This window comes from Streptomyces sp. BK340, assembly GCF_007827595.1.
Classification (GTDB): Bacteria; Actinomycetota; Actinomycetes; order Streptomycetales; family Streptomycetaceae; genus Streptomyces.
In genome coordinates, this window is the sequence record NZ_VISR01000018.1 from 44,534 (window position 1) to 65,692 (window position 21,159).

At 70.0% G+C, this 21,159-nt stretch carries 18 protein-coding genes; 4 read left to right on the top strand and 14 right to left on the bottom strand.

Translation table 11 applies throughout. The features are described from left to right. Positions 1 to 97 precede the first annotated feature (97 nt). Together FB157_RS28010 and FB157_RS28015 are read left to right on the top strand one after the other, a co-directional pair. The gene (locus tag FB157_RS28010) at positions 98 to 1,555 is read left to right on the top strand and encodes a cytosine permease (RefSeq protein ID WP_145883443.1); all 1,458 of its coding nucleotides are present in this window, start codon (positions 98 to 100) and stop codon (positions 1,553 to 1,555) included. Between the two features lie 54 nt (positions 1,556 to 1,609). Further along, entirely contained in the window at positions 1,610 to 2,581 is a 972-nt protein-coding gene (locus FB157_RS28015; protein ID WP_145883444.1) for an LLM class flavin-dependent oxidoreductase, read from the top strand. Positions 2,582 to 2,985: 404 nt separating this feature from the next. On the opposite strand, the gene FB157_RS28020 is transcribed toward FB157_RS28015, so the two are convergent. From FB157_RS28020 to FB157_RS28045, 4 genes are all read right to left on the bottom strand, one after another. Beyond that, positions 2,986 to 4,404 carry a sugar porter family MFS transporter gene (locus tag FB157_RS28020; RefSeq protein ID WP_145883445.1) on the bottom strand — a complete coding sequence of 473 codons (1,419 nt, stop codon included), beginning with the start codon at positions 4,402 to 4,404 and terminating at the stop codon, positions 2,986 to 2,988. A 207-nt stretch (positions 4,405 to 4,611) separates the two neighbouring features. After that, positions 4,612 to 8,199, bottom strand: coding sequence for a chromosome segregation protein SMC (smc, locus tag FB157_RS28025; protein ID WP_145883446.1), 3,588 nt, complete (start codon positions 8,197 to 8,199; stop codon positions 4,612 to 4,614). A 256-nt stretch (positions 8,200 to 8,455) separates the two neighbouring features. Next, positions 8,456 to 8,659 carry a hypothetical protein gene (locus FB157_RS28035; RefSeq protein ID WP_067004905.1) on the bottom strand — a complete coding sequence of 68 codons (204 nt, stop codon included), beginning with the start codon at positions 8,657 to 8,659 and terminating at the stop codon, positions 8,456 to 8,458. A gap of 382 nt (positions 8,660 to 9,041) precedes the next feature. Further along, positions 9,042 to 9,323, bottom strand: a complete 282-nt coding sequence (locus tag FB157_RS28045; RefSeq protein ID WP_145883447.1) for an acylphosphatase — start codon at positions 9,321 to 9,323, stop codon at positions 9,042 to 9,044. 187 nt (positions 9,324 to 9,510) lie between these two features. Here FB157_RS28045 and FB157_RS28050 point away from each other — a divergent pair, with 187 nt between their 5' ends. Continuing rightward, a complete protein-coding gene (locus FB157_RS28050; RefSeq protein ID WP_145883448.1) occupies positions 9,511 to 10,599 on the top strand; it encodes a CAP domain-containing protein in 1,089 nt (362 codons plus the stop codon). A gap of 10 nt (positions 10,600 to 10,609) precedes the next feature. Here the strand turns inward: FB157_RS28050 and FB157_RS28055 are convergent, their stop codons facing one another. Both FB157_RS28055 and FB157_RS28060 read right to left on the bottom strand, forming a co-directional pair. Next, on the bottom strand, positions 10,610 to 11,050 hold the full coding sequence (locus FB157_RS28055) for a VOC family protein (RefSeq protein ID WP_145883449.1): 441 nt from the start codon (positions 11,048 to 11,050) through the stop codon (positions 10,610 to 10,612). 537 nt (positions 11,051 to 11,587) lie between these two features. Next, positions 11,588 to 12,172, bottom strand: a complete 585-nt coding sequence (locus FB157_RS28060; protein WP_145883450.1) for a flavodoxin family protein — start codon at positions 12,170 to 12,172, stop codon at positions 11,588 to 11,590. A gap of 136 nt (positions 12,173 to 12,308) precedes the next feature. Between FB157_RS28060 and FB157_RS28065 the strand changes: the two genes are divergently transcribed. Further along, positions 12,309 to 12,701 carry a helix-turn-helix domain-containing protein gene (locus FB157_RS28065; protein ID WP_145883451.1) on the top strand — a complete coding sequence of 131 codons (393 nt, stop codon included), beginning with the start codon at positions 12,309 to 12,311 and terminating at the stop codon, positions 12,699 to 12,701. 55 nt (positions 12,702 to 12,756) lie between these two features. Here FB157_RS28065 and mutM read toward each other — a convergent pair whose 3' ends face one another. The 8 genes from mutM to FB157_RS28105 form a co-directional block, all read right to left on the bottom strand. Next, complete coding sequence (gene mutM / locus FB157_RS28070; RefSeq protein WP_145883452.1) at positions 12,757 to 13,614, bottom strand: bifunctional DNA-formamidopyrimidine glycosylase/DNA-(apurinic or apyrimidinic site) lyase; 858 nt, start codon at positions 13,612 to 13,614, stop codon at positions 12,757 to 12,759. 87 nt (positions 13,615 to 13,701) lie between these two features. Further along, complete coding sequence (gene rnc / locus FB157_RS28075) at positions 13,702 to 14,517, bottom strand: ribonuclease III (RefSeq protein ID WP_186581710.1); 816 nt, start codon at positions 14,515 to 14,517, stop codon at positions 13,702 to 13,704. 8 nt (positions 14,518 to 14,525) lie between these two features. After that, complete coding sequence (gene rpmF, locus FB157_RS28080; protein ID WP_003951102.1) at positions 14,526 to 14,699, bottom strand: 50S ribosomal protein L32; 174 nt, start codon at positions 14,697 to 14,699, stop codon at positions 14,526 to 14,528. Between the two features lie 2 nt (positions 14,700 to 14,701). Then, the gene (locus FB157_RS28085) at positions 14,702 to 15,355 is read right to left on the bottom strand and encodes a DUF177 domain-containing protein (protein ID WP_145883454.1); all 654 of its coding nucleotides are present in this window, start codon (positions 15,353 to 15,355) and stop codon (positions 14,702 to 14,704) included. Between the two features lie 153 nt (positions 15,356 to 15,508). Continuing rightward, positions 15,509 to 16,600, bottom strand: a complete 1,092-nt coding sequence (locus FB157_RS28090) for an ATP synthase F0 subunit B (protein WP_145883455.1) — start codon at positions 16,598 to 16,600, stop codon at positions 15,509 to 15,511. A 57-nt stretch (positions 16,601 to 16,657) separates the two neighbouring features. Then, complete coding sequence (coaD, locus tag FB157_RS28095; RefSeq protein WP_186581722.1) at positions 16,658 to 17,137, bottom strand: pantetheine-phosphate adenylyltransferase; 480 nt, start codon at positions 17,135 to 17,137, stop codon at positions 16,658 to 16,660. A gap of 26 nt (positions 17,138 to 17,163) precedes the next feature. Beyond that, complete coding sequence (gene rsmD / locus FB157_RS28100) at positions 17,164 to 17,751, bottom strand: 16S rRNA (guanine(966)-N(2))-methyltransferase RsmD (protein WP_145883457.1); 588 nt, start codon at positions 17,749 to 17,751, stop codon at positions 17,164 to 17,166. A 156-nt stretch (positions 17,752 to 17,907) separates the two neighbouring features. Continuing rightward, positions 17,908 to 21,132, bottom strand: coding sequence for a helicase-related protein (locus tag FB157_RS28105; protein ID WP_145883458.1), 3,225 nt, complete (start codon positions 21,130 to 21,132; stop codon positions 17,908 to 17,910). Between the last annotated feature and the right edge of the window lie 27 nt (positions 21,133 to 21,159).

Here is a 21,159-nt window from a genome sequence, read left to right on the forward strand (position 1 = left end):
AGGCATGACTCAGATCAAAGTACGATGGCACCGACTCTATCAACGCGCGTAGAGTCCCCACGTCCCCAGTCCCCCCACCCCTAGGGCACCGTCTTTCATGAGCAAGACAGCCGAGACCGAAGGCGCTCTCGAGACCCGTGGCATCGAGCAGGTACCCGACCACGAGCGCACCGCGAGAACCCGGGAGCTGTTCCCGACCTGGGTCGGCGCCAACATCAGCGTGCTGCTGCTCACCATGGGCGCGAGCCTGGTGGTGGCGTACCACCTGAACATCTGGCAGGCGCTCGTCGTCGCGGTCGCGGCGCCGGTCGTCTCGTACGGGCTGGTCGGGCTGATCGGCATCGCGGGCAAGCGCGGCGGGGCGCCGGGCATGGCGCTGTCGCGCGCGGTGTTCGGGCAGCGCGGCAATCTGCTGCCCGGTTCGCTGATCTGGGTCGCCCGCTGGGGCTGGGAGACGATCAACGCGGTGACCGGCGCCTACGCGATGCTCACCATCCTGGACATCGGGTTCGGCATCAAGGCCAACAGCGTGCTGGACATGGTGATGCTGCTGGCGTTCGTGGTCACCACCTTCGCGATCTCCGGGCTGGGCATCAACGCCGTCCAGAAGTGCAACAAGTACGCGACCTACTTCTTCGGCGTCTTCTCGGTGCTGGTGCTGGTGTACCTGGCCGTGAACACCGACTGGTCGAAGGTGATGGACCACAGCGCCGGTCCCACGGCCGCGGTGATCACCGGTATCGGCATGATCGCGGCGGGCGGCGTCAGCTGGATCCCGTCGGCACCCGACTTCACCCGCTACCTGCCGCGCACGGCGTCGTCGAAGGCGATCGTGGGCACGGCGGTGGGCGGCGCCGGCATCGTCGTGCTGCCGATGGTGCTGATGGGCGCGGTGATGGCGGTCTCCACCCCCGACCTGGCCTCGGCCTCCGACCCCGTCTCCTTCCTCGGCGAGATCCTGCCGACCTGGATCGCGGTGCCGTACCTGCTGATCGCGCTGATCGGCATGCTGCTGATCAACTCCATGTCGATGTACTCGGCGGGCTTCACCGCGCAGACCCTCGGCATCAAGGTGCCCCGGCACTGGGCGGTCTCGGTCAACGCGGTGATCTCGCTGGTCTTCGGCGGGGTGCTGATGCTGGTGGCGACCAGCTTCCTGGGTTCCTTCATCGCCTTCCTCTCCCTGCTCGCGGTGGCGTTCTCCGCATGGGTCGGCGTGTTCGGCGCGGACATGCTCCGCCGGACCGAGTACGACGGCGCGGCCATGACGGACACCACCCGCACCAGCGCCTACTGGTACCGGGGCGGTTTCTCCCCGGCCGCGGTGGCCGCCTGGGCGACCGGCCTGGCGGCGGGCCTGATGTTCACCACCTCGGACTGGTTCACCGGCCCGCTGGCGAAGAACAACGTCATCGGCGAGTACGGCCTCGGCTGGGTCGCCACGATCGTGATCTCCGGCCTGCTGTACCTGGCCCTGCCGAAGCCGGCCGTGGTCACACCGCGGACGGCGGAGGCGACCGTGGAGGCCGAGAAGGCCGAGACTCTGGCCGTCTGACGCTCCGTCAGCTAACGTCCCCCTCCACCGAGCAGTACCGGAGGGGGACTTCCCATGCCCGTCACGGTCGTGCGTTTCAACCTCGTCGCTCCCGGCGCCGCCCCCGCCTCCCTCGCCGCCCGCTACCGGGCCGCCCTGGAGATGGCCGCGTACGCGGACGAGCACGGGATCACCACCGTCCAGACCGAGGAGCACCACGGCGCCGACAACAACTGGCTGCCGTCGCCGTTCGCCTTCGCGGGCGCGGTGTTCGGGGCGACCCGGAACATCGCGGTGACGGTGTCTGCGGTGATCGGCCCGCTGCACGATCCGCTGCGGCTGGCCGAGGAGATCGCCGTACTGGATCTGCTCAGCGGCGGAAGGCTGGTGACGGTGGCCGGGATCGGCTACCGGCCCGAGGAGTACGCCCTGTTCGACGTGGACTGGAAGCGGCGCGGCCGGCTGCAGGACGAGTTGCTGGAGACCCTGCTGAAGGCGTGGACTGGCGAGGAGTTCACGTACCGGGGCCGTACGGTACGGCTCACCCCGCGCCCGTACACCGATCCGCACCCCCTGCTGCTGGTCGGCGGCTCCTCGAAGGCCGCCGCCCGCCGGGCCGCCCGGCTCGGTCTGCCGTTCTTCCCGAGCGCGCATCTGCCGGAGCTGGAGGCGTACTACAAGGAGCAGCTCACCGTGTTCGGCACCGAGGGCTGGACGATGATGCCGGCGGCCGAGACCCCGCTGCTGCACCTCGCCGAGGACCCGGACCGCGCGTGGTCCGAGTACGGCGGGCACTTCCTGCACGAGGCCCGCACCTACGCCTCCTGGCAGTCCGGCGACATCCGCTCGGCGGTGCGGTCGGCGGCCACGACGGTCGAGGAGCTGCGCGCCGAGGGTGTGTACCGGATCCTCACGCCGGAGCAGTGCGTGGCGCAGGGTCTGGACAGTCTCGTCCTGCATCCGCTGGCGGGCGGGATGCCGGTGGAGGAGGGGTGGCGCAGCCTGCGGTTGTTCGCCGAGCGGGTGCTTCCGGAGTTGGGGGGCTGAGCTCCGGGCGACAAGCGGTGGTCCGGCGCGGTCGGTCCGGCGGCTTCGAGTCGTGGCGTACGACGGCGCGGGGGTTCCCCGTTCGTGCGGTCGCTCGGCCCGCGCTTCCTGCCCGTGCCGGCCGAGGACGTGCGGACATGACACCGTCGCCCCCGCTCGGGCAGTGGCCGAGCGGGGGCGACGGACGGTACGAGGAGCCGGGCAGCGGGGACTTGGCCCGTCTCCTCGGGACTGTGGGGCCTAGGGGGTTTCCTTCGGATCAGCCCGGGTCCGCGACGCCCGGCACGGCACCTCGCCGCGTTGTCGGACCACCCGAGTACGCCCAGTACGCGGGTGATCCTCCGCCTTGCGATGCACCGCACCGGACACCGCGGCCTGATCCGACCTGATCCGAACGAAACCCCCTAGCCCATCTCCTCCAGCGCCTTGCCCTTCGTCTCCTTGACGAACTTCAGGACGAACGGGATGGAGAGCGCGGCGAAGACCGTGTAGATCACGTAGGTGCCGGCCAGGTTCCAGTCGGCCAGCGACGGGAAGCTCGCGGTGATGGCCCAGTTGGCGATCCACTGCGCGGCGGCTGCCACACCCAGGGCGGCGGCGCGGATCTTGTTCGGGAACATCTCGCCGAGCATGACCCAGACGACCACACCCCAGGACAGGGCGAAGAAGAGGACGAAGACGTGGGCGGCGACCAGGGCGATCCAGCCCTGCGTCGCGGGCAGCTTGCCGTCGACCAGGTGGTGGGAGAACGCCCAGGCCTCCAGGGCGAGGCCGACGGCCATGCCGACCGAGCCGATGAGCGCGAGCGGCCTGCGGCCGACGCGGTCCACGAAGATCATCGCGATCACGGTGCCGACGATGTTGATGATCGACGTAGTGAAGGAGTAGAAGAACGAGTCCGTCGGGTCGACACCGACCGACTGCCACAGCGTCGAGGAGTAGTAGAACGCGACGTTGATGCCGACGAACTGCTGGAAGACCGAGAGGCCGATGCCGATCCAGACGATCGGCTTGAAGAAGAAGCCACCGCCGAGCAGGTCCTTGAAGGTGGACTTGTGCTCGCTGTTCATCGCCTGCTCGATCTCGGCGACACGGGCGTCCAGGTCGCGGTGCTCACCCTCGACCTCGGCGAGGATCTCGCGGGCGCGGTCACGCTTGCCGACGGAGATGAGGAAGCGCGGGGACTCGGGGATCGCGAAGGAGAGCAGGCCGTACAGCACGGCCGGTACGACCATCACACCGAGCATGACCTGCCAGGCCTCCAAGCCCATCAGCTTGCCGCGCTGGTCGCCGCCGGCGGCGTTGAGCAGGCCCCAGTTGACCAGCTGCGAGATGGCGATGCCGATGACGATCGCGGCCTGCTGGAAGGAGCCGAGGCGGCCGCGGTACGCCGGCGGGGCGACCTCGGCTATGTAGGCGGGGCCGATGACCGAGGCCATACCGATGGCGAAGCCGCCGACGACGCGCCAGAGGGCGAAGTCCCACAGCGAGAAGGGCAGGGCCGAGCCGACGGCGCTGACCGTGAACAGCAGGGCGGCGATCTGCATCACGCGGATACGGCCGATCCGGTCGGCGATGCGGCCGGCGGTCGCGGCGCCGACGGCACAGCCGATCAGGGCGATGGCGATGACCTGGGCGAGGGCCGCGGAGCCGATGCCGTAGCGGTCGCGGATGGCCTCGACGGCGCCGTTGATCACGGAGCTGTCGTAACCGAACAGGAAGCCGCCCATCGCGGCCGCCGCCGCGATGAAGATGACGTGCCCGAGATGCTCGGGGTGAGCCGTCCTGGCTCCTTGCTGAGGTGCCTGCGCTGTGCTGGTCACGGAAAAACTCCTCGGGCCACGGCAACGCTGCCGGGTGGGGGGGTGAGCCCTCTCAGGTGGTGACACCTGAAGGTAAAAGCAACGTTGCAGAGACTATGCCTTCAAGTTTCGAAGTCAATAGTTCAATTGCTGTGAGTTTTGAGAGAGCCCTGAGGAGCCCTGTGTTCAAGAAGTGAACATAGAGTCAGTTGATCTTGAGGGGCTTGTCTAACGGAGGCGCTGAGAGATGACCTTCGACACGCCGTCGCCCTGCATGGACACGCCGTAGAGCGCGTCGGCGACCTCCATCGTGCGCTTCTGGTGCGTGATCACGATCAGCTGCGAGGACTCCTGCAGCTCCTGCATGATCCGGATCAGCCGCTGGAGGTTGGTGTCGTCCAGGGCGGCCTCGACCTCGTCCATGACGTAGAACGGGCTCGGCCGGGCCTTGAAGATCGACACCAGCATCGCCACCGCGGTCAGCGACCGCTCGCCGCCCGACAGCAGGGAGAGCCGCTTGACCTTCTTGCCCGGCGGGCGGGCCTCGACGTCGACGCCCGTGGTGAGCATGTTGTCGGGGTCGGTCAGGATCAGCCGGCCCTCACCGCCCGGGAACAGCCGGCTGAAGACGCCCTCGAACTCGCGGGCGGTGTCCCGGTAGGCCTCGGTGAAGACCTGCTCGACGCGCTCATCGACCTCCTTCACCACCTGGAGCAGGTCGGCGCGGGTCTTCTTCAGGTCTTCCAGCTGCTCACTGAGGAACTTGTGGCGCTCCTCCAGCGCGGCGAACTCCTCCAGGGCGAGCGGGTTCACCTTGCCGAGCTGCTGGTAGGCGCGCTCGGCGGCCTTGAGCCGCTTCTCCTGCTCACCGCGCACGAACGGCCTCGGCCGGTTGCGCGGGTGCTCGGGGTCCTCCGGCAGCTCCTCGCCCTCGGCGGGCGGGGACGGCGGTACGAGCTGATGGGGGCCGTACTCGGACATGAGCCCCGCGGGCTCCACGCCCAGCTCCTCCAGCGCCCTGGTCTCCAGCTGCTCGATCCGCAGCCGCTTCTCGGCGCCGAGGACCTCGCCGCGGTGGACGAAGTCGGTGAGCTTGTCGAGCTCGGCCTTGAGGTCGCGGCCGGCGGTACGCGCGGCGGTCAGCTCCCGCTCCCGCGCGGCCTTGGCGGCCTCGGCCGCGGCCCGCTCCTGCTCGGCACGGGCCACGGACACCTCGACATGCGCGAGCAGCTGGCGTGCACCGGAGGCGACGGCCTCCGCGACGGCCGCCTCGTGCCGCAGCCTCGCCCGCCGCTGCTCGGCACGCACGCGTGCCTCGCGCTCCGCGCGGGCTGCGCGGTCCAGCGAATCGGCCCGCCCGGCGAGCCCCTTCACCCGCTCCTCGTGGGTACGGACCTGGAGCCGGGCCTCCATCTCGGTCTGCCGCGCGTTGGCGCCGTCGGCTGCGAGCCGGTCCCGCACCGAGGTGTCCGGCTCCTCCTCGACCGGCATCTCCTCGGCGACGGCCAGCCGTTCGGCCAGTTCCTCGGCGTCCTGTACGGCCTTGTCGAGCGCCTCCTGCGCGCGTGCCGCAGCCGCCGTGGACCGCTCGGCCTCCCCGGCCGCACCGCGCGCCTGCCCCGCGAGCCGCCCCAGCTGCTGGGCCACGGCCGACTTCTCCCGGTCGGCGGCCCTGCGCCGCTCCCCCAGCTCCTCCACGAGCGCGGCGGCCTCGGTGCGCCGCGCGGCCGCCGCTTGCTGCGCCTCGCCCAGCTGCTCGCACCGCACCGCCAGCTCTTCCAGCTCCGCGGCGGCCTCGTCCACGGAGGCCTGTACCTCCAGCAGACTGGGTGCCCCGGCCGATCCGCCGTGCGCGAAGTGCGCGCCGAGCAGGTCGCCCTCGGCGGTGACGGCGGTCAGCCCGGGGTGGGCGTAGACGAGGTCCTCGGCGTCCTCGAGCGTGCCCACGACGACGATGCCGCGCAGCAGGCGGCGTACGGCGGGCATGAGTTCGGCGGGGCCGCGGACCAGGTCGGCGGCGAAGGGGTGTCCCTCGGGGCCGGGGCTGCCCGGGGTGACGCCATCCGGGCCGTGCTCGCTCGAAGCGCTGCCCTCCGGCGCCCCCGCCAGCAGCAGCGCCGCGCGGCCGCCGTCCTGTTTGCGCAGGAGCCGGATCGCCTCGGCCGCGGACGCCGGTGTCGTCACGGCGATGGCGTCGGCCGCCGCACCGAAGGCCGCGGCCAGGGGAACCTCGTAGCCCGGGGTCACCGTCAGCAGTTCCGCTGCCGGGCCCAGGAGTCCGGCCAGGCGGTCCCGGGCGCCCAGCAGTATCCCGGTGCCGTCCTTGCGCCTGAGGCCCAGCGCCAGCGCCTCGTGGCGGGCCTGGGTCGCGGCGCGCCTGCGTTCGGCCGCGGTGGCCGCCTCGCGAGCCGCGCTCGACGCGGACTCGGCCTCGGCGAGCTGCCGCTTCGCCGCCTCGTGCTGCTCGGCGAGGTCCGCGTCGCCGGCGTCGAGGCCGTCGACCTCGGCCTTGAGGGCCTCGTACTCCTCCTGGGCGGCGACGGCACGCTCCTGTGCCTCGTCGCGGGCGGCGGCCAGACGGTCGATCTCGGACTGGGCGGCGGCGGCTCGCGAACGGGCCGCGTTGACCTGGCCGTTGAGCCGGGCCAGACCCTCACGGCGGTCGGCGATCGCGCGGGCCACGTCCTTCAGGCGCCGCTCCTCGACGGCCAGTTCCCGCTCCAGTTCGGCGCGGTGCGCGACCGTGTCCTCCAGGGCCCGCTCGGCCGCTTCCAGGGCCGCCTCCAGCTCGGCCTCCTGCTCGCGGATGCGGGCGGCCTCGCGCTCCATGTCCTCGGGGTCGCGGCCGCGCCGCTCCTCGGGGGGTGCGGAGGTGGCACTCTTCACCCGCGCGTCGGCCAGCGAGATCGTGCCGCGCACCCGCTCGGCCAGCTGGGAGAGCTCGTACCAGGTCTGCTGGGCGCGCTGGAGGCGCGGCGTGAGCTGCCGTACCTCGTCCTCCAGCAGGGCCTCCCGCTGGAGCGCCTTCCTCAGCTCCTGCTCGGCGGCTTCCTTGCGCTCCTTCAGGGCCGCCTCGTCGGCGATCTCGGTCTTCAGGGCCTCGCGCAGTCGTACGAGGTCGTCGGCGAGCAGCCGCAGACGCGCGTCGCGGAGGTCGGCCTGGATGACGGCGGCCCTGCGGGCCACCGCGGCCTGGCGGCCGAGCGGCTTGAGCTGGCGGCGCAGTTCGTCGGTGAGGTCCTGGACGCGCGCGAGGTTGGCCTGCATCGCGTCCAGCTTCCGCAGCGCCTTCTCCTTGCGCTTGCGGTGCTTGAGCACACCCGCGGCCTCCTCGATGAAGGCGCGGCGGCCCATCGGGTCCGCGTGCAGGACGGAGTCGAGCTGGCCCTGGCCGACGATGACGTGCATCTCGCGGCCGATGCCGGAGTCGGAGAGGAGGTCCTGGATGTCCAGGAGACGGCAGGTGTCGCCGTTGATCTGGTACTCGCTGCCGCCGTTGCGGAACATGATCCGCGTGATGGTGACCTCGGCGTACTCGATGGGCAGCGCCCCGTCGGAGTTGTCGATGGTCAGGGACACCTCGGCGCGGCCCAGCGGCGGACGGCCGGTGGTGCCGGCGAAGATGACGTCCTCCATCTTGCCGCCGCGCAGCGACTTGGCGCCCTGCTCGCCCATGACCCAGCTGAGCGCGTCCACGACATTGGACTTGCCCGAGCCGTTCGGGCCGACGACACACGTGATACCCGGTTCGAACCGGAGCGTGGTCGCCGAGGCGAACGACTTGAAGCCACGGAGGGTCAGGGCCTTGAGGTGCACGCCGCTGGACTCTACCTTCCGCCGCTATCTCACTCCACGAACACTCGCAACCCCACGGTTTCGCCAATGAACATGCAGGGCACACCAGACGTTAAAGACAGTGAAAGGATGCGCGGGGGAGAGAAAGAGCAAGAAAGAAGGGACGCCGAAGCGTCCCTTGCAACTCTGACGACCGGGTCTCAGTCGTCTGACAACTGTGCGGTTGATTACGGGCAGCCCAACCGCTGCGACTGCTGTTGTGGAGCTGATGCAGCGATCAGGTGAGCGCAGGCTCCGCCTGGTGTGCGTCGATGCTCTCCATGATCCTGTCCTGAGAGGCGGCAGCCGTCAGCGCGTCGTTCTCCGCCTGGATGCGTCCGAGCTCGGACTCCAGGTCCTGGACACGCTGCTGCAGCCGTCGCATCTCGGCGAGGAGTCGAGGGTCGGAGCCGCCGACGTAACCGAGAAGCGCCTTTGCCATGATGGATGGTCCTCCACACTGAGTGACCGACCGATGCGGTGTGGGTCGTGAGGGATTCGCACCCGCGGTGCTTGACACACTCGAGTGTTGCTCTGCCGTTCTTACATGCCAAACAGCTAAGGTGCGCGGGGCTTTCAGCGTCTCACCAAAAAGTTTGACGGTCAACACGATCACGCCCTGCATTGGCGGGCAAACCCGGGGCGCGCGGCCTTCGAACGGCGGCGCTGCTGCTCCTGCGGGGCCCTCAGGGCGTGACGATCAGCTGTACCGGGGGAGCCTGCCACGCCTCGCCCTTCTTGGCAACCACCAGCTCATTTCTGCTTCGGGCATGTGCCCGGGGCAGATCGCCGCGGGCCGGCCTGCGGGGCTTTACAGAATCGGGTCAGCGGATGGCGAAGCCGTCGTAGCCGCCGCGGGGTGTGTCCCAGATCTCGGTGACACCGTCCACGTGTCCGGGCGTGTCGCCGCCCCCCAGCCAGTCCAGCAGCCCCTCGCAACCCGGGCGCGGCCCTTCCGCGACCACCTGGACGCGGCCGTCGCCCAGATTGAGAGCAAAACCACTCAGGCCGCCGATCTCCAGCGCCTTGGCCCGGGTGAACCAGCGAAAACCCACACCTTGGACGCGTCCACGGACCCAGGCAACCAGTCGAACATCCTCGCTCATGAGTGCAACCTAACGGGCCAAAGTCACTCGGAACACTTCCCGTCCCACCCGTATGGGGTACCGTCCCGACCCAATGAATCTCATATGAAACTCACTAGATCGAGTGAGTTGGGTTGACCGGAGGTCAATCGCCACTTGCGGCGCCGGGCACCGGGTCGACCCCGCGAGACGAGAAGAGGGCAAGGACATGGGACGCCACCGACGCTCCGCCGCCGGCCACGCCGCCCCGGGCCGCGCCACGGGGGTCATCCACCCGAACCGCCCCGTCACGGGCGGCGAAGACCCGCTGAACTCGTACGCGGGCGACCGCGCCCCCATGGGTATCGCGCCGTACCTGAACCCGGAGGCTTACGCCGAGGCCAACGCCAGGAGCACGGCCTATCTGTACGGCGAACCGTCGTGGGACGCCGCCGGCGGCAGCGGGTTCACCCCGGCCGGCGGTCCGCCCCAGGGCCACCGGCACCGCAAGAGGGTCGCGAAGCCGGTGCGCACGGGACTGCTCGGAGTCTCCGCCGCCGTCGCCCTCGGCACGGTCGCGGTGACCACGGGTGCGGTGCCGGGGCTGCAGCACTACCAGCTCGGCGGCGGCTCGCACACCACCGGCGGCGAGCGGGTACAGGCCGCGGACTCCCCCAGCAACACCACCACCGAGCAGGGCGGCACCTCGGGCAGCGCGGACAGCCCGGTCGGCGGCGCGCCCGCCGGCCGTGGCACCGCGCCCTCGACGTCGCCGACCCCGTCCGCGTCGGCCTCCGCCACCGAGTCCGCCTCGGCCTCCGCCGCCCCGACGAAGAAGCCGTCGAAGAAGCCGAAGCCGGCCGGCAAGCCGCAGCACACCCCCTCGCACAAGGAGCCCAAGGCGCCGACGGCGTCCTCCGCGCCCGTGACGGTGTCGGCCCAGGCCGCCGCCGAGGCGGAGGTGCTGAAGCTCGTCAACGAGGAGCGGGCGAAGGTCGGGTGCAGCGCGCTGGCGGCGAACTCCTCGCTGACCGGGCTGGCCGAGGCGTTCAGCGGCGACATGGCCGCACGCGACTTCTTCGACCACACGGACCCGGACGGGGCCACCCCGTGGGACCGGGCCGCGAAGGCGGGCATCACCGGCCTCGGCGGCGAGAACATAGCCCGCGGCCAGGCGGACGCGGCGGCCGTGATGCAGGCCTGGATGGACAGCCCCGGCCACCGCGCCAACATCCTGAACTGCGACTTCAAGACCCTCGGAGTCGGCGTGCACTTCGGGTCGGACGGCCCCTGGTGGACGCAGGACTTCGGCTACTGAGAAACCTTTCTCAGCGCAGCTGCTCGGCCAGGCCGACGATGATGCCCTCCGGGCCGCGGAGGTAGCAGAGCAGAAAGCTGTCCTCGAACCGGGCGATCTCGCCGACGAGTTCGGCACCGTGAGGGCGCAGGCGGGCAACGGTGTCCTCGATGTCGTCGACGGCGAACATGACGCGGTGCGTGCCCAGAATGTTGTGCGGCCGGTCGCGCGGCCCCGCGCTGATCACCGCGGGGCTGCGGTACTTCGCCAGCTCGAGCCGGCCGTGACCGTCCGGGGTCCGGACCATCGCGATGTCACAGCGGACGCCGTCGAGTCCGGTGCACTGGTCCGCGAAGGGGCCCTCGACCTCCGCCCTGCCCTCCAGTTCCATACCGAGTTCCACGAAGAACGCGATGGCGGCCTCCATGTCCTCGACGACGATGCCGACGTTGTCCATCCGCTGAATCGCCATGCCGGCTTCTCCTTCGCCCTCGTGCGGCCGGTGGTGGCCGATGACGCCCCCGGGACGGAGCCGGTGGCACGTTCTCGACATCCGCAGACCGCCGGAGCCCGAGAACCCGGATCAAGCCACCGCCGGCACGGCGGAACACGCCACGGCCGATGATCGCCGACCCACCCCGGCCGCCCCCTGAATGGCACACCCCGGATTCCGTGCAGAGGAGGGAGAGGTGGGCGCGGCCTCTGGCTCCGATCTCGGGAGCGCCTGAGGGGATGGGGTACATGTCGTACCCGAAGCAGGTGTATTTCGGTGATGGAGGCGAGATCAACGCGCGCATCCTGCCGGGCCGGCCCCGCGCCGGATGTCGGCGAACCCAGGGACGAGACGACCGGCACGGCCAGTATGTCGTCGGCTGAGCGGCCCCAGCCGCCAACGACGACCAACGCTGACAACCACCGACAGCCAAGTCGCAGGTCGCAGCGTTGATCGATGGCACGGCCGCAGGTCAGAGCCCCGGCCCTGCATTTCTTCGGCTACTGCGCCGAGCCCTTACGCGGCGGCGCGGCCCAGTGCGAACACCTTCGCCGTCTCCGTCACCCGGCGACCCAGGTGCTCGGCCGTGGCCACGTCGGCCTTGTGCACGCCCTCGGGGCCCTCGTCCACGTTGGTCTGGGCGGCCGCGCCCGCGAAGACGCCGAGGCGGTTGAGGTCGTGCTCGGAGCCCTCGCTGTTGTTCCAGCCCGGGTGCAGGCCGAGGTTGACCCAGTTCATGCCGTGCTGGGCCGCGAGGATCTGGAAGAACTGCAGGGTGTGCAGCTTGTCGCCGCTCTTGGAGCCGGAGTTGGTGAAGCCGGCCGCCAGCTTGTCCTTCCAGTCCTGGCCGAACCAGCGCTTGGAGGACGCCTCGGCGAAGACGTGGAAGGCGCCGGAGGCGGTACCCATGTAGGTGGGCGAACCGAAGACGATCGCGTCGGAACGGTCCAGGGTCTCCCACTGCTCGTCGGTGATCTCGTCCACCTTGATCAGGTGCACCTCGGCACCGGCCTCGGCGGCACCGGCGCGGACGGCCTCGGCGAGCACGGCGGTGTGGCCGTAGCCGGAGTGGTAAGCGATGGACACAACGGGGGTGGTCACGATGATTGCTCCTCTTAGGCAAGCCAAGCGCTCGAACAGCCCGAACAGGCAGTTCATAAGCGGTAACCACAGGAAAGCACTAACTTCCAGATAGTGCAACCTGGTGGTTAGCGCTGCGCTCGCGTACGCTTGCTCCATGACAGGCATGACCCAGGAGCAGGACGACCTCGCGTACAACGTGTTCGCCAAGGCCTGCCCGTCGCGCGGCACGCTGGAGCACGTCACGGGCCGCTGGGGCGGCCTGACGCTCGGCGCGCTGCAAGAGGGCTCGCTGCGCTTCAACGAGCTGCGCCGCCGCGTCGACGGCGTGAGCGAGAAGATGCTGTCCCAGACCCTGCACGCGCTGGAGCGCGACGGCCTGGTGCACCGTGAGGCCCAGCCGACCAACCCGCCCCGCGTGGACTACTACCTGACGCCCCTGGGCCACCGGGTCGCCGAGCGGCTGCTCGCCCTCATCCACTGTGTGGAGGGCTCGATGGACGACGTCCTCGCGGCCCGCGAGGCGTACGACACCCGGCAGCCGTCGTAGCCCGACCGGGATTCAGTCCTCGTCGCCGCCGTCGGGCAGCGACACCGGGTTTCGTTCAGCCCGTGCGCGGGGGCCGCTGGCACTTCGGGCAGAAGTAGCTGGACCGGTTCATCCAGGGGCGGCGGCGCATGGGGGTGCCGCATCGTTTGCAGGGCAGGCCCTCACGGCCGTACGCGTCCAGGGACCGGTCGAAGTAGCCCGACTCGCCGTTGACGTTGACGTACAGGCTGTCGAAGCTGGTGCCGCCGACGGCGAGGGCCGCGTTCATCACGTCGCGGACGTGGCCGAGCAGTTCCGTCGTGACCGGGCGGGTGAAGTTGGCCGTGGGGCGCTCGTAGTGGATGCGGGCGCGCCACAGGGCCTCGTCCGCGTAGATGTTCCCGACGCCGCTGATCAGCGACTGGTCCAGCAGGGCCCGCTTGATGGTGGTCCGCTTGCGCCGCAGGGCCAGATGGAAGGCCTCGTCGTCGAACAGCGGGTCGAGGGGGTCTCGGGCGATGTGCGCGATGACGTCGGGCAGTCCCTCGGGGGTGTTGTCGTGCAGCGAGAGGCCGCCGAAGGTGCGCTGGTCCACGAAGCGCAGCTCGGTGCCCAGGGAGTCGGCGAAGCGGACGCGGATGCGCAGATGCTTCTCGTCCGGTGCCTCGTGCGGCTGCACCAGCAACTGGCCGCTCATGCCGAGGTGGGCCAGGACGGACTGGTTCGTCTCCTCCAGCGGCAGCCACAGATACTTGCCGCGCCGGCTGGGGGTGCCGATGTGCTGGCCCTTGAGGCGGTGCGCGAAGTCGTCACCGCCCGCGATGTGCCGGCGCACGGCGCGCGGGTGAAGCACCTCGACATCGGCGACGGTGCGATGGGCGACCCACCGCGCAAGACCCCGCCGGACGACCTCGACCTCGGGCAACTCGGGCATCTGGACCCCCCGTACGGACAGTGGACGAACCGAGCGCCCGCCCGGAGACAGGCTTCGGACGGGCGCTCGGTGCTGTGCTCTTGTACGTCAGGCGGTGGTGGACGACGCGTCGTCCTTCGCAGCCTCCTTGGCACGCTCGTCCGCCGCGGCCCGGATGGACCGCCAGGCGGACTCGGCGGCCTGCTGCTCCGCCTCCTTCTTGCTGCGGCCGGTGCCGGTGCCGTACGAGACGCCTCCGACGCGGGCAGCAGCAGTGAAGGTCTTCTCGTGGTCGGGGCCGGTCTCCGTGACCAGGTACTCGGGCACGCCGAGCCCCTCGATCGCGGTGAGCTCCTGGAGACTGGTCTTCCAGTCCAGGCCGGCTCCGAGGTTCGAGGACTTCTCGATCAGCGGGTCGAAGAGCCGGTGAACCAGCTCGGACGCCGCGTCGAGGCCCTGATCGAGATAGACCGCGCCGATCACCGCTTCAAGGGTGTCGGCGAGAATGGACGCCTTGTCCCGGCCGCCCGTGCCCTCTTCACCCCGGCCGAGCCGGATGAAGGCGCCCAGGTCGAGGCCGCGGCCCACTTCCGCCAGCGCACGCGAGTTGACCACCGCGGCCCGGAGCTTGGCCAGCTGGCCCTCCGGCAGGTCGGGGTGGATGCGGTACAGCGTGTCCGTGACGACGAGGCCGAGCACGGAGTCCCCGAGGAACTCCAGCCGCTCGTTCGTCGGCAGACCGCCGTTCTCGTACGCGTAGGAACGGTGGGTCAGCGCACGCACCAGAAGGGCGGACTCGAGCTGGTAGCCGAGCCGCCCTTCCAGAAGCGTGTGGGACGAGGCCGTGTTGTCCGCCTTCTTCTTGGCGGGTGCGTCCGCCTTGGCGTCTTCCGCCTTCTTGGGACTGGACACAGTGCCTCTCACCAGCCCGCTCAGACTTCGAGGACCTGGCGCTTGTTGTAGGTGCCGCAAGACGGGCACGCAATGTGCTGCTGCTTGGGCTCGTGGCAGCGCTCGCACGCAACCAGGGTGGGGACCGCAGCCTTCCACTGCGACCGGCGGTGGCGCGTGTTGCTGCGCGACATCTTCCGCTTCGGAACAGCCACGGCTACTTCTCCTGCTTCTCGTCGGCGTGCGCTGAAGGAAGCGCGCCGCCGCTCATCTCGTCCTTCTCGCCGTCTCCGAGTGAACCGGCGAGTCCCTGCAAAGCCGCCCAACGGATGTCGACGGCGTCGTGGTGGTGGTCCGGGTCGTCCACGAGCCGCGCTCCGCACTCGGAGCACAGACCGGGGCAGTCGTCCTGGCACACCGGCTGCATCGGCAGTGCGAGCACCACCGCATCGCGCAGCAGAGGTTCGAGGTCGAAAAGTCCGTCCTCGAGGAAGAACCTGTCCTCGTCGTCCTCGGCGTCGTCGCCCGGTTCCGCGATCACACGGCCCCGGTCGTCGGCGTCAGGGTACGAGAACAGCTCCTGGAAGTCCGCTTCGAGCTCCAGCCCGACCGGCTCCAGACACCTTACGCACTCCCCCTCGGCCTGTGCACGGGCGGTGCCTGTGACGAGCACCCCTTCCATGACCGACTCGAGTCGGAGTTCGAGTTCCAGCGGGGCGCCTTCCGGCACTCCGATGACTCCCGGGATACCGAGATCCGCGGGAGCGTCGATCTCGCGGGTCAGGCGCTGCAGCGCGCCAGGACGCCGACCCAGCTCGTGCGTGTCGAACACGAGGGGGTTGCGGTGGTCGAGGCGGGCGTTGGAAGCCATTCCTGCTTTCGATCTTCGAACTCGGAGGGACGCCACCCGTCGGTGTTCTCGGGCAGCGTCGATCGCGGACGTACGCGCGACCGAAGAGCCAGGATACTGGACCTTTCGCTCAGGGCCCAATCCGGTGCCTCGCCATGGTCCGGCGGACAGACCCTACAGGCCCCGGCCCTGCTCGTAGGCGCGCAGCTGCTCCGCACTGATCATGCTCGTGTCGAAGAGGCTCGTCTCGTCGAGAGCGTAGCCCTGCTGCGACTGGGGGTGCTGCTGAGGCTCGTAGGCGGCCTGCTGGGCGTCGTAGCCCTGGTAGGGGGCGCCGTCCGCCGGAGCGTAGCCGGAGGCGGCGGCGTAGGGATCGGCCTGCTGGTAGCCGTACGGGTCCTGCTGGGCGTAGTCGGGCTGCTGCGGGAAGCCCGCGTACGGGTCCGGCTGCTGCTGGTAGCCGTAGGCCGGCTGCGGCTCGTACGACGGCTGCGGCGGCTGGACGGGCTGGGCCGGCTGGGGCTGGGCCGGGCGCTCGGCCGGGGTGTCGGCGAGGGCCGCGAGGTCGGCGAGGTAGTCGGCGTCGCTGGAGTGCTGGAACGTCGTGTTGTCGTCGGCGAGCGCGCCGAGGTCGTCCGTGGCGATCCGGCCGTGCAGCTTCTGCCGGCCGCGGCCGACGGCCTCCAGGGTCTTGGCGAGGACCGCCTCGAAGGCGCCCAGCTTGGCGTCGACGTAGGCGTCCGCGTTGTGGCGCAGGGTCTCGGGGTCCTGGCTGCGCTCGGGGGCGTCCTCGTCCTCGTAGCCGTTCTCGTCCAGGCCGGGCCCGGTGCCGAGCAGTTTCTCGCGGCCGCGGCCGACCGAGCCGAGGGTCTTGGTGAGGACGACCTCGAAGTTGGCGAGCTTGGAGTCGACGTAGTCGTCGGCCTCGGCGCGGACCTCCTCGGCCTCCGTGCGGGCCTCGGCGAGGATCCGGTCGCCCTCGGCCTGGGAGCGCCGGGCGATCTCGGTGTCGGAGATCAGCGAGCCGCGTTCGGCGTGCGCGTTCCCGATGATCCGCTCGGCCTCCTGGCGAGCCTGCTCGACCATCTGCTCGCGGTCGCCGATCAGCTCCTGTGCCTGGGCGAGGGAGCCGGGCAGGGCCTGGCGCACCTCTTCGAGCATCGCGAGCAGCTCGGCGCGATTGACCACGCATGACGCCGACATGGGCATGGACCGGGCGCCGGAGACCATGGAGACGATCTCGTCGAGCTTCTTCTGGACGTCCACCTGTGCTCGCCACTCTCTACAGCTGTGTTGGAGACGGACGGGACGACTGTAGCCCGTTCAGTCCTTGCGCAGACGCGCGTTGAGGGCCTCGAGGACGGGGGGCGGCACCAGGTGGGAGACGTCTCCGCCCCAGGCCGCGACCTCCTTGACGAGCGAGGAGGACAGGAAGCTGTAGGTCGGGTTGGTCGGCACGAACAGCGTCTCGACTCCCGTGAGGCCGATGTTCATCTGGGCCATCTGGAGCTCGTAGTCGAAGTCGCTGACCGCACGCAGGCCCTTGACGATGGCCGGGATGTCGCGCTGCTTGCAGTAGTCGACGAGGAGGCCGTGGAAGGACTCGACGATCACGTTGCCGTACTCGGCCGTGACCTCGCGGATCAGCTCGATCCGCTCGTCGATCTCGAACAGGCCCTTCTTGGACTTGTTGATCATCACCGCGACGTAGACCTCGTCATACAGACGGGAAGCGCGGGCGATGATGTCGAGGTGTCCGTTGGTGATCGGGTCGAACGACCCGGGACAGACGGCGCGGCGCACTTGTGATCCCTCGCTCTCCGGTCCGGTCATCGTGCGTCTTCGCACGTAGAGGCGGCGCGACCGTACCAAAACGTTCCCTCGCCGTAGCGACGGGACCGGAGGGCCTCGAAGCCGTCCGGCCAGTGGAATTCACCGCCTCTGGTGCTGCGCTCCACGGTGACGAGGGCTTCCCCTGCGAGCCAGCCCTCCGAGCGGAGTGTGAGCAGAATCTCCCGAAGATCGTCGTCCCCGACGGCGTACGGGGGGTCCAGGAAGACGAGGTCGTACGGCTCCGCCGGGGGTGCGGTCCTGATGATCTGTTCCGCTTTGCCCGCCCTCACCTCTGCGCCGGGAAGGCCCAGGTTCTTCACGTTCTCGCGGACGATCTTCGCTGCGCGGGCGTCCGCCTCGACCAGGAGGGTGTGACTCGCGCCCCGGGACAGCGCCTCCAGGCCCACGGCGCCGGAGCCGGCGTAGAGGTCGAGGACCCGTTCGCCGTCCAGGGGGCCGCCGAGGAGGGACTGCCAGGTGGAGAAGAGGCCCTCGCGTGCGCGGTCTGATGTCGGCCGGGTGCCTGTCCCTGGCGGGACGGCCAGGCGGCGTCCGCCGGCTGCGCCGGCGATCACGCGGGTCATTGGGGGTCCTTCTGTATGGGCTTCTTTACGGTTCAGTCTGGCAGGCGAAAGAGGGTGGAGCCCTGTCGCCGTCGGGCGCTGACGGTCCGTGGGGGCTGATCGCGCCCCGCGGCGGACCCCCACACCGATACGGCCCGCGCCCCTGAGTGCTCGCCTCTAGCCCTTTTCCAGGTACTGCTCCCGCTCCTCGTCCAGAAGGGCGTCCAGGGCCGTGCGCAGGGCGGGGAGGCCGGTCAGCTCCGGGTCTGCGGCCACGACTGCCGCCGCCTCTCCCCTCGCCTCGGCGATGACCTCCTCGTCCTCGATGACCGCCAGGACGCGGAGGCTGGTGCGGGCGCCCGACTGGGCCTGGCCGAGGACGTCGCCCTCGCGGCGCTGTTCCAGGTCGATGCGGGAGAGTTCGAAGCCGTCGAGGGTGGAGGCCACGGCGTTCAGGCGCTGGCGGGCGGCGCTGGCCTCGGGCATCTCGGTGACCAGCAGGCACAGGCCAGGGGCCGAGCCCCGGCCCACGCGGCCGCGGAGCTGGTGGAGCTGGGAGACGCCGAAGCGGTCGGCGTCCATGATCACCATGGCGGTGGCGTTGGGGACGTTCACGCCGACCTCGATGACCGTGGTGGCCACCAGGACGTCGGTCTCGCCCGCGGCGAAGCGGCGCATGACCGCGTCCTTGTCGTCGGGGTGCATGCGGCCGTGCAGGACCTCCACCCCGAGGCCCTGGAGGGGGCCCTTGGCCAGGTGGTCGGCCACGTCGAGGACGGCCAGGGGCGGGCGCTTCTCGGCCTCGTCCTCCGGGGACTTCTTCACCTTCTTCGAGTCTGCCGCCTCGTCGATGTCGTCGCCGATCCGGGGGCAGACGACGTACGCCTGATGCCCGTTCTCCACCTCCTCGCGCACCCGCTCCCAGGCGCGGGCCAGGAAGTGCGGCTTGTCGGCGGCGGGGACCACATGGGTGGCGATCGGGGAGCGGCCGGCCGGGAGCTGGTCCAGGACGGAGGTCTCCAGGTCGCCGAAGACGGTCATCGCGACCGTGCGCGGGATGGGGGTGGCCGTCATGACCAGCAGATGCGGGGGCTGCTTGCCCTTGCCGCGCAGGGCGTCGCGCTGTTCCACGCCGAAGCGGTGCTGTTCGTCGACGACGACCAGGCCGAGGTCGTGGAACTGCACCTTGTCCTCGATCAGGGCGTGTGTGCCGATCACGATCCCGGCGTCCGCGGTGACGAGATCGAGCAGCGCCTGACGGCGTGCGGCGGCCCCCATGGAGCCGGTGAGGAGCACGACCTTGGTGGCGTGCTCGGCGCCGCCCAGCATGCCGCCCTCGGCCAGCTCGCCCATCATCTCGACGACCGACCGGTGGTGCTGCTGGGCGAGGACCTCGGTGGGCGCGAGCATGGCGGCCTGCCCGCCCGCGTCCACGACGGCGAGCATGGCACGGAGGGCCACCATCGTGTTGTGCGTCACCGCGAAGTGGTCGGTGACATAGGCATGGCTGGGGTGCGCGACGCTGATGCACTGGACCGGCTTGCGCCCCACGTACTCGACCGCTCGGATCCCCCGCCGGAAACTGTTGTACTTCGGCCGCGGGCCGACGCGCTCTGCCTTGCGGGTGAGCCTGAAGGGGGCGTAGTCGTCCGGCAGTGCAACAGAGACGTTGAAGGCGGACTTCTTGGGCAGAATGCGCGCCCGGCCGCCCAGCGACCGCACAAGCCAGGCGACGTCCTCCGCCAGCTTCGCCGAGGCCGAGCACAGGGAAATACTCATGCCGTTTGCGTCAACGGTGCCGTCGGCGTCCAGGAGGCCCTGAAGGAGAGCGAGACGGTTCTTGATCGATGTGTTCTTGAATTCCTCGGGGATGAACTTGCCGTGCGAAGTCCGGCCCCACAGTCCCAGGTCGCGCAGGATCTGAATGACGGGATTGCGGACTCCACCCGACCGCTGAGTCAGCTGAATCGTGTAGTCACATCGGGAACCAGTTACCGGAACGAGCTGACATTCAGGCCCCACAGAAGCTCCCACCGCGTCACGGATCTCCGTGTCGATGGTGGAAATCCGCAGGTTGTGCCGGAATGAGCCGTCACCGAGCAGGAGCCCGAACAGATAGGGGTCGAGGGGAAGTGCGGAGTCGTCGCCCAGGTCCACGGGAGTCGCCGCCGGGAGGTACCACTTCGACGATCCGTTGGCGTTGAACAGGTCGTGACGGATTTCCCGTGTGGTCATCACCTTGGGCGGCTGACCGCGATGCCGGGCACAACTCGTGCCGACGATCCAGAGGTGTTCATCGTCGCATTCCACGGCGCTGTCATCGGACAGCACGATGCGCCACACATCTCGCTCGCCTTGCGGAAAGACTCCATCGACGAGGGCGATCTCTCCGGCGGGCACGACGACCTCGTCCCCCACCTGCATGTCGCCCATCCGCCGGAAACCCGACGGTGTCAGCACAAGCGAGTCCAGCGGCTGTGCCTTTCCGGAGCCGACTTCTCCCTGGAGCAGCCGGTGCATCGGATGCTCCGTCGCCAGATCGTCGAAGATCTCCCTGGAGACCTTCTGCTGGCCCTCGGTGAGGGTGAAGGGCAGCCGGTCGTCGAAGGCCGTGAGGATGCCGTCGGGCTTCGGTCTGCGCGGCACGGCCGGGAGCTGGGCGTCGGCGTGGCGGCGGCGGGCCAGGGCGACCTGGAGGACGAAGGCCTCGTCCCACTTCAGCCGGGCGCGGGCGTCGGCGATGTCGGCCTTGGTGTGCGGGCGGTGGATCTTGAGCAGGGCCTCGGGGAGGGCGACCAGGCCCCGGCCCTCCCGCAGGGCGGGCGGCAGCGGGTCGAGGGCCTCCTGGGCGCTGGGCAGCACCGTCTGGACGGCCTTGCCGATCTTCCAGGACTCCAGCTTGGCGGTCGCCGGATAGATGGGGATCAGGGCGCCGGCCCAGGTCTCGACGGTCTCGTCGCCCTCGCCGCGCAGCAGCTCGTAGGCGGGGTGGGCGAGTTGGAGACGGCGGTTGAAGACGGAGACCTTGCCCGCGAACAGCGCGCGGGTGCCCGGCAGCAGCTCCTTGTGGGGCTTGTGAACGCCGTTGCCGAAGAAGACCAGTTGCAGCCGGCCGCTGCCGTCCGTGATGGTGACCTCCAGGCGCTGGCCCTTGCCGCGCGGGGCCTTGGCGGAGGCGAAGGAGTGCAGGCGGGCGTCGGCGACCTGGGCGACCACCGTGACGTGTTCGTCCATGGGGAGGTCGGCGAGGTGTGTGAGCTGGCCGCGCTCCTCGTATCTGCGCGGGTAGTGGTGCAGCAGGTCGCCGACGGTCTGCAGGCCGAGGTGCTCGGCCATCACCTTCGCGGTGGCGGGGCCGAGCACCTTCTTCAGTGGTTCTTCCAGTGCGGGCACGAGATCCATTGCACACCACGGCACTGACAATGCCGA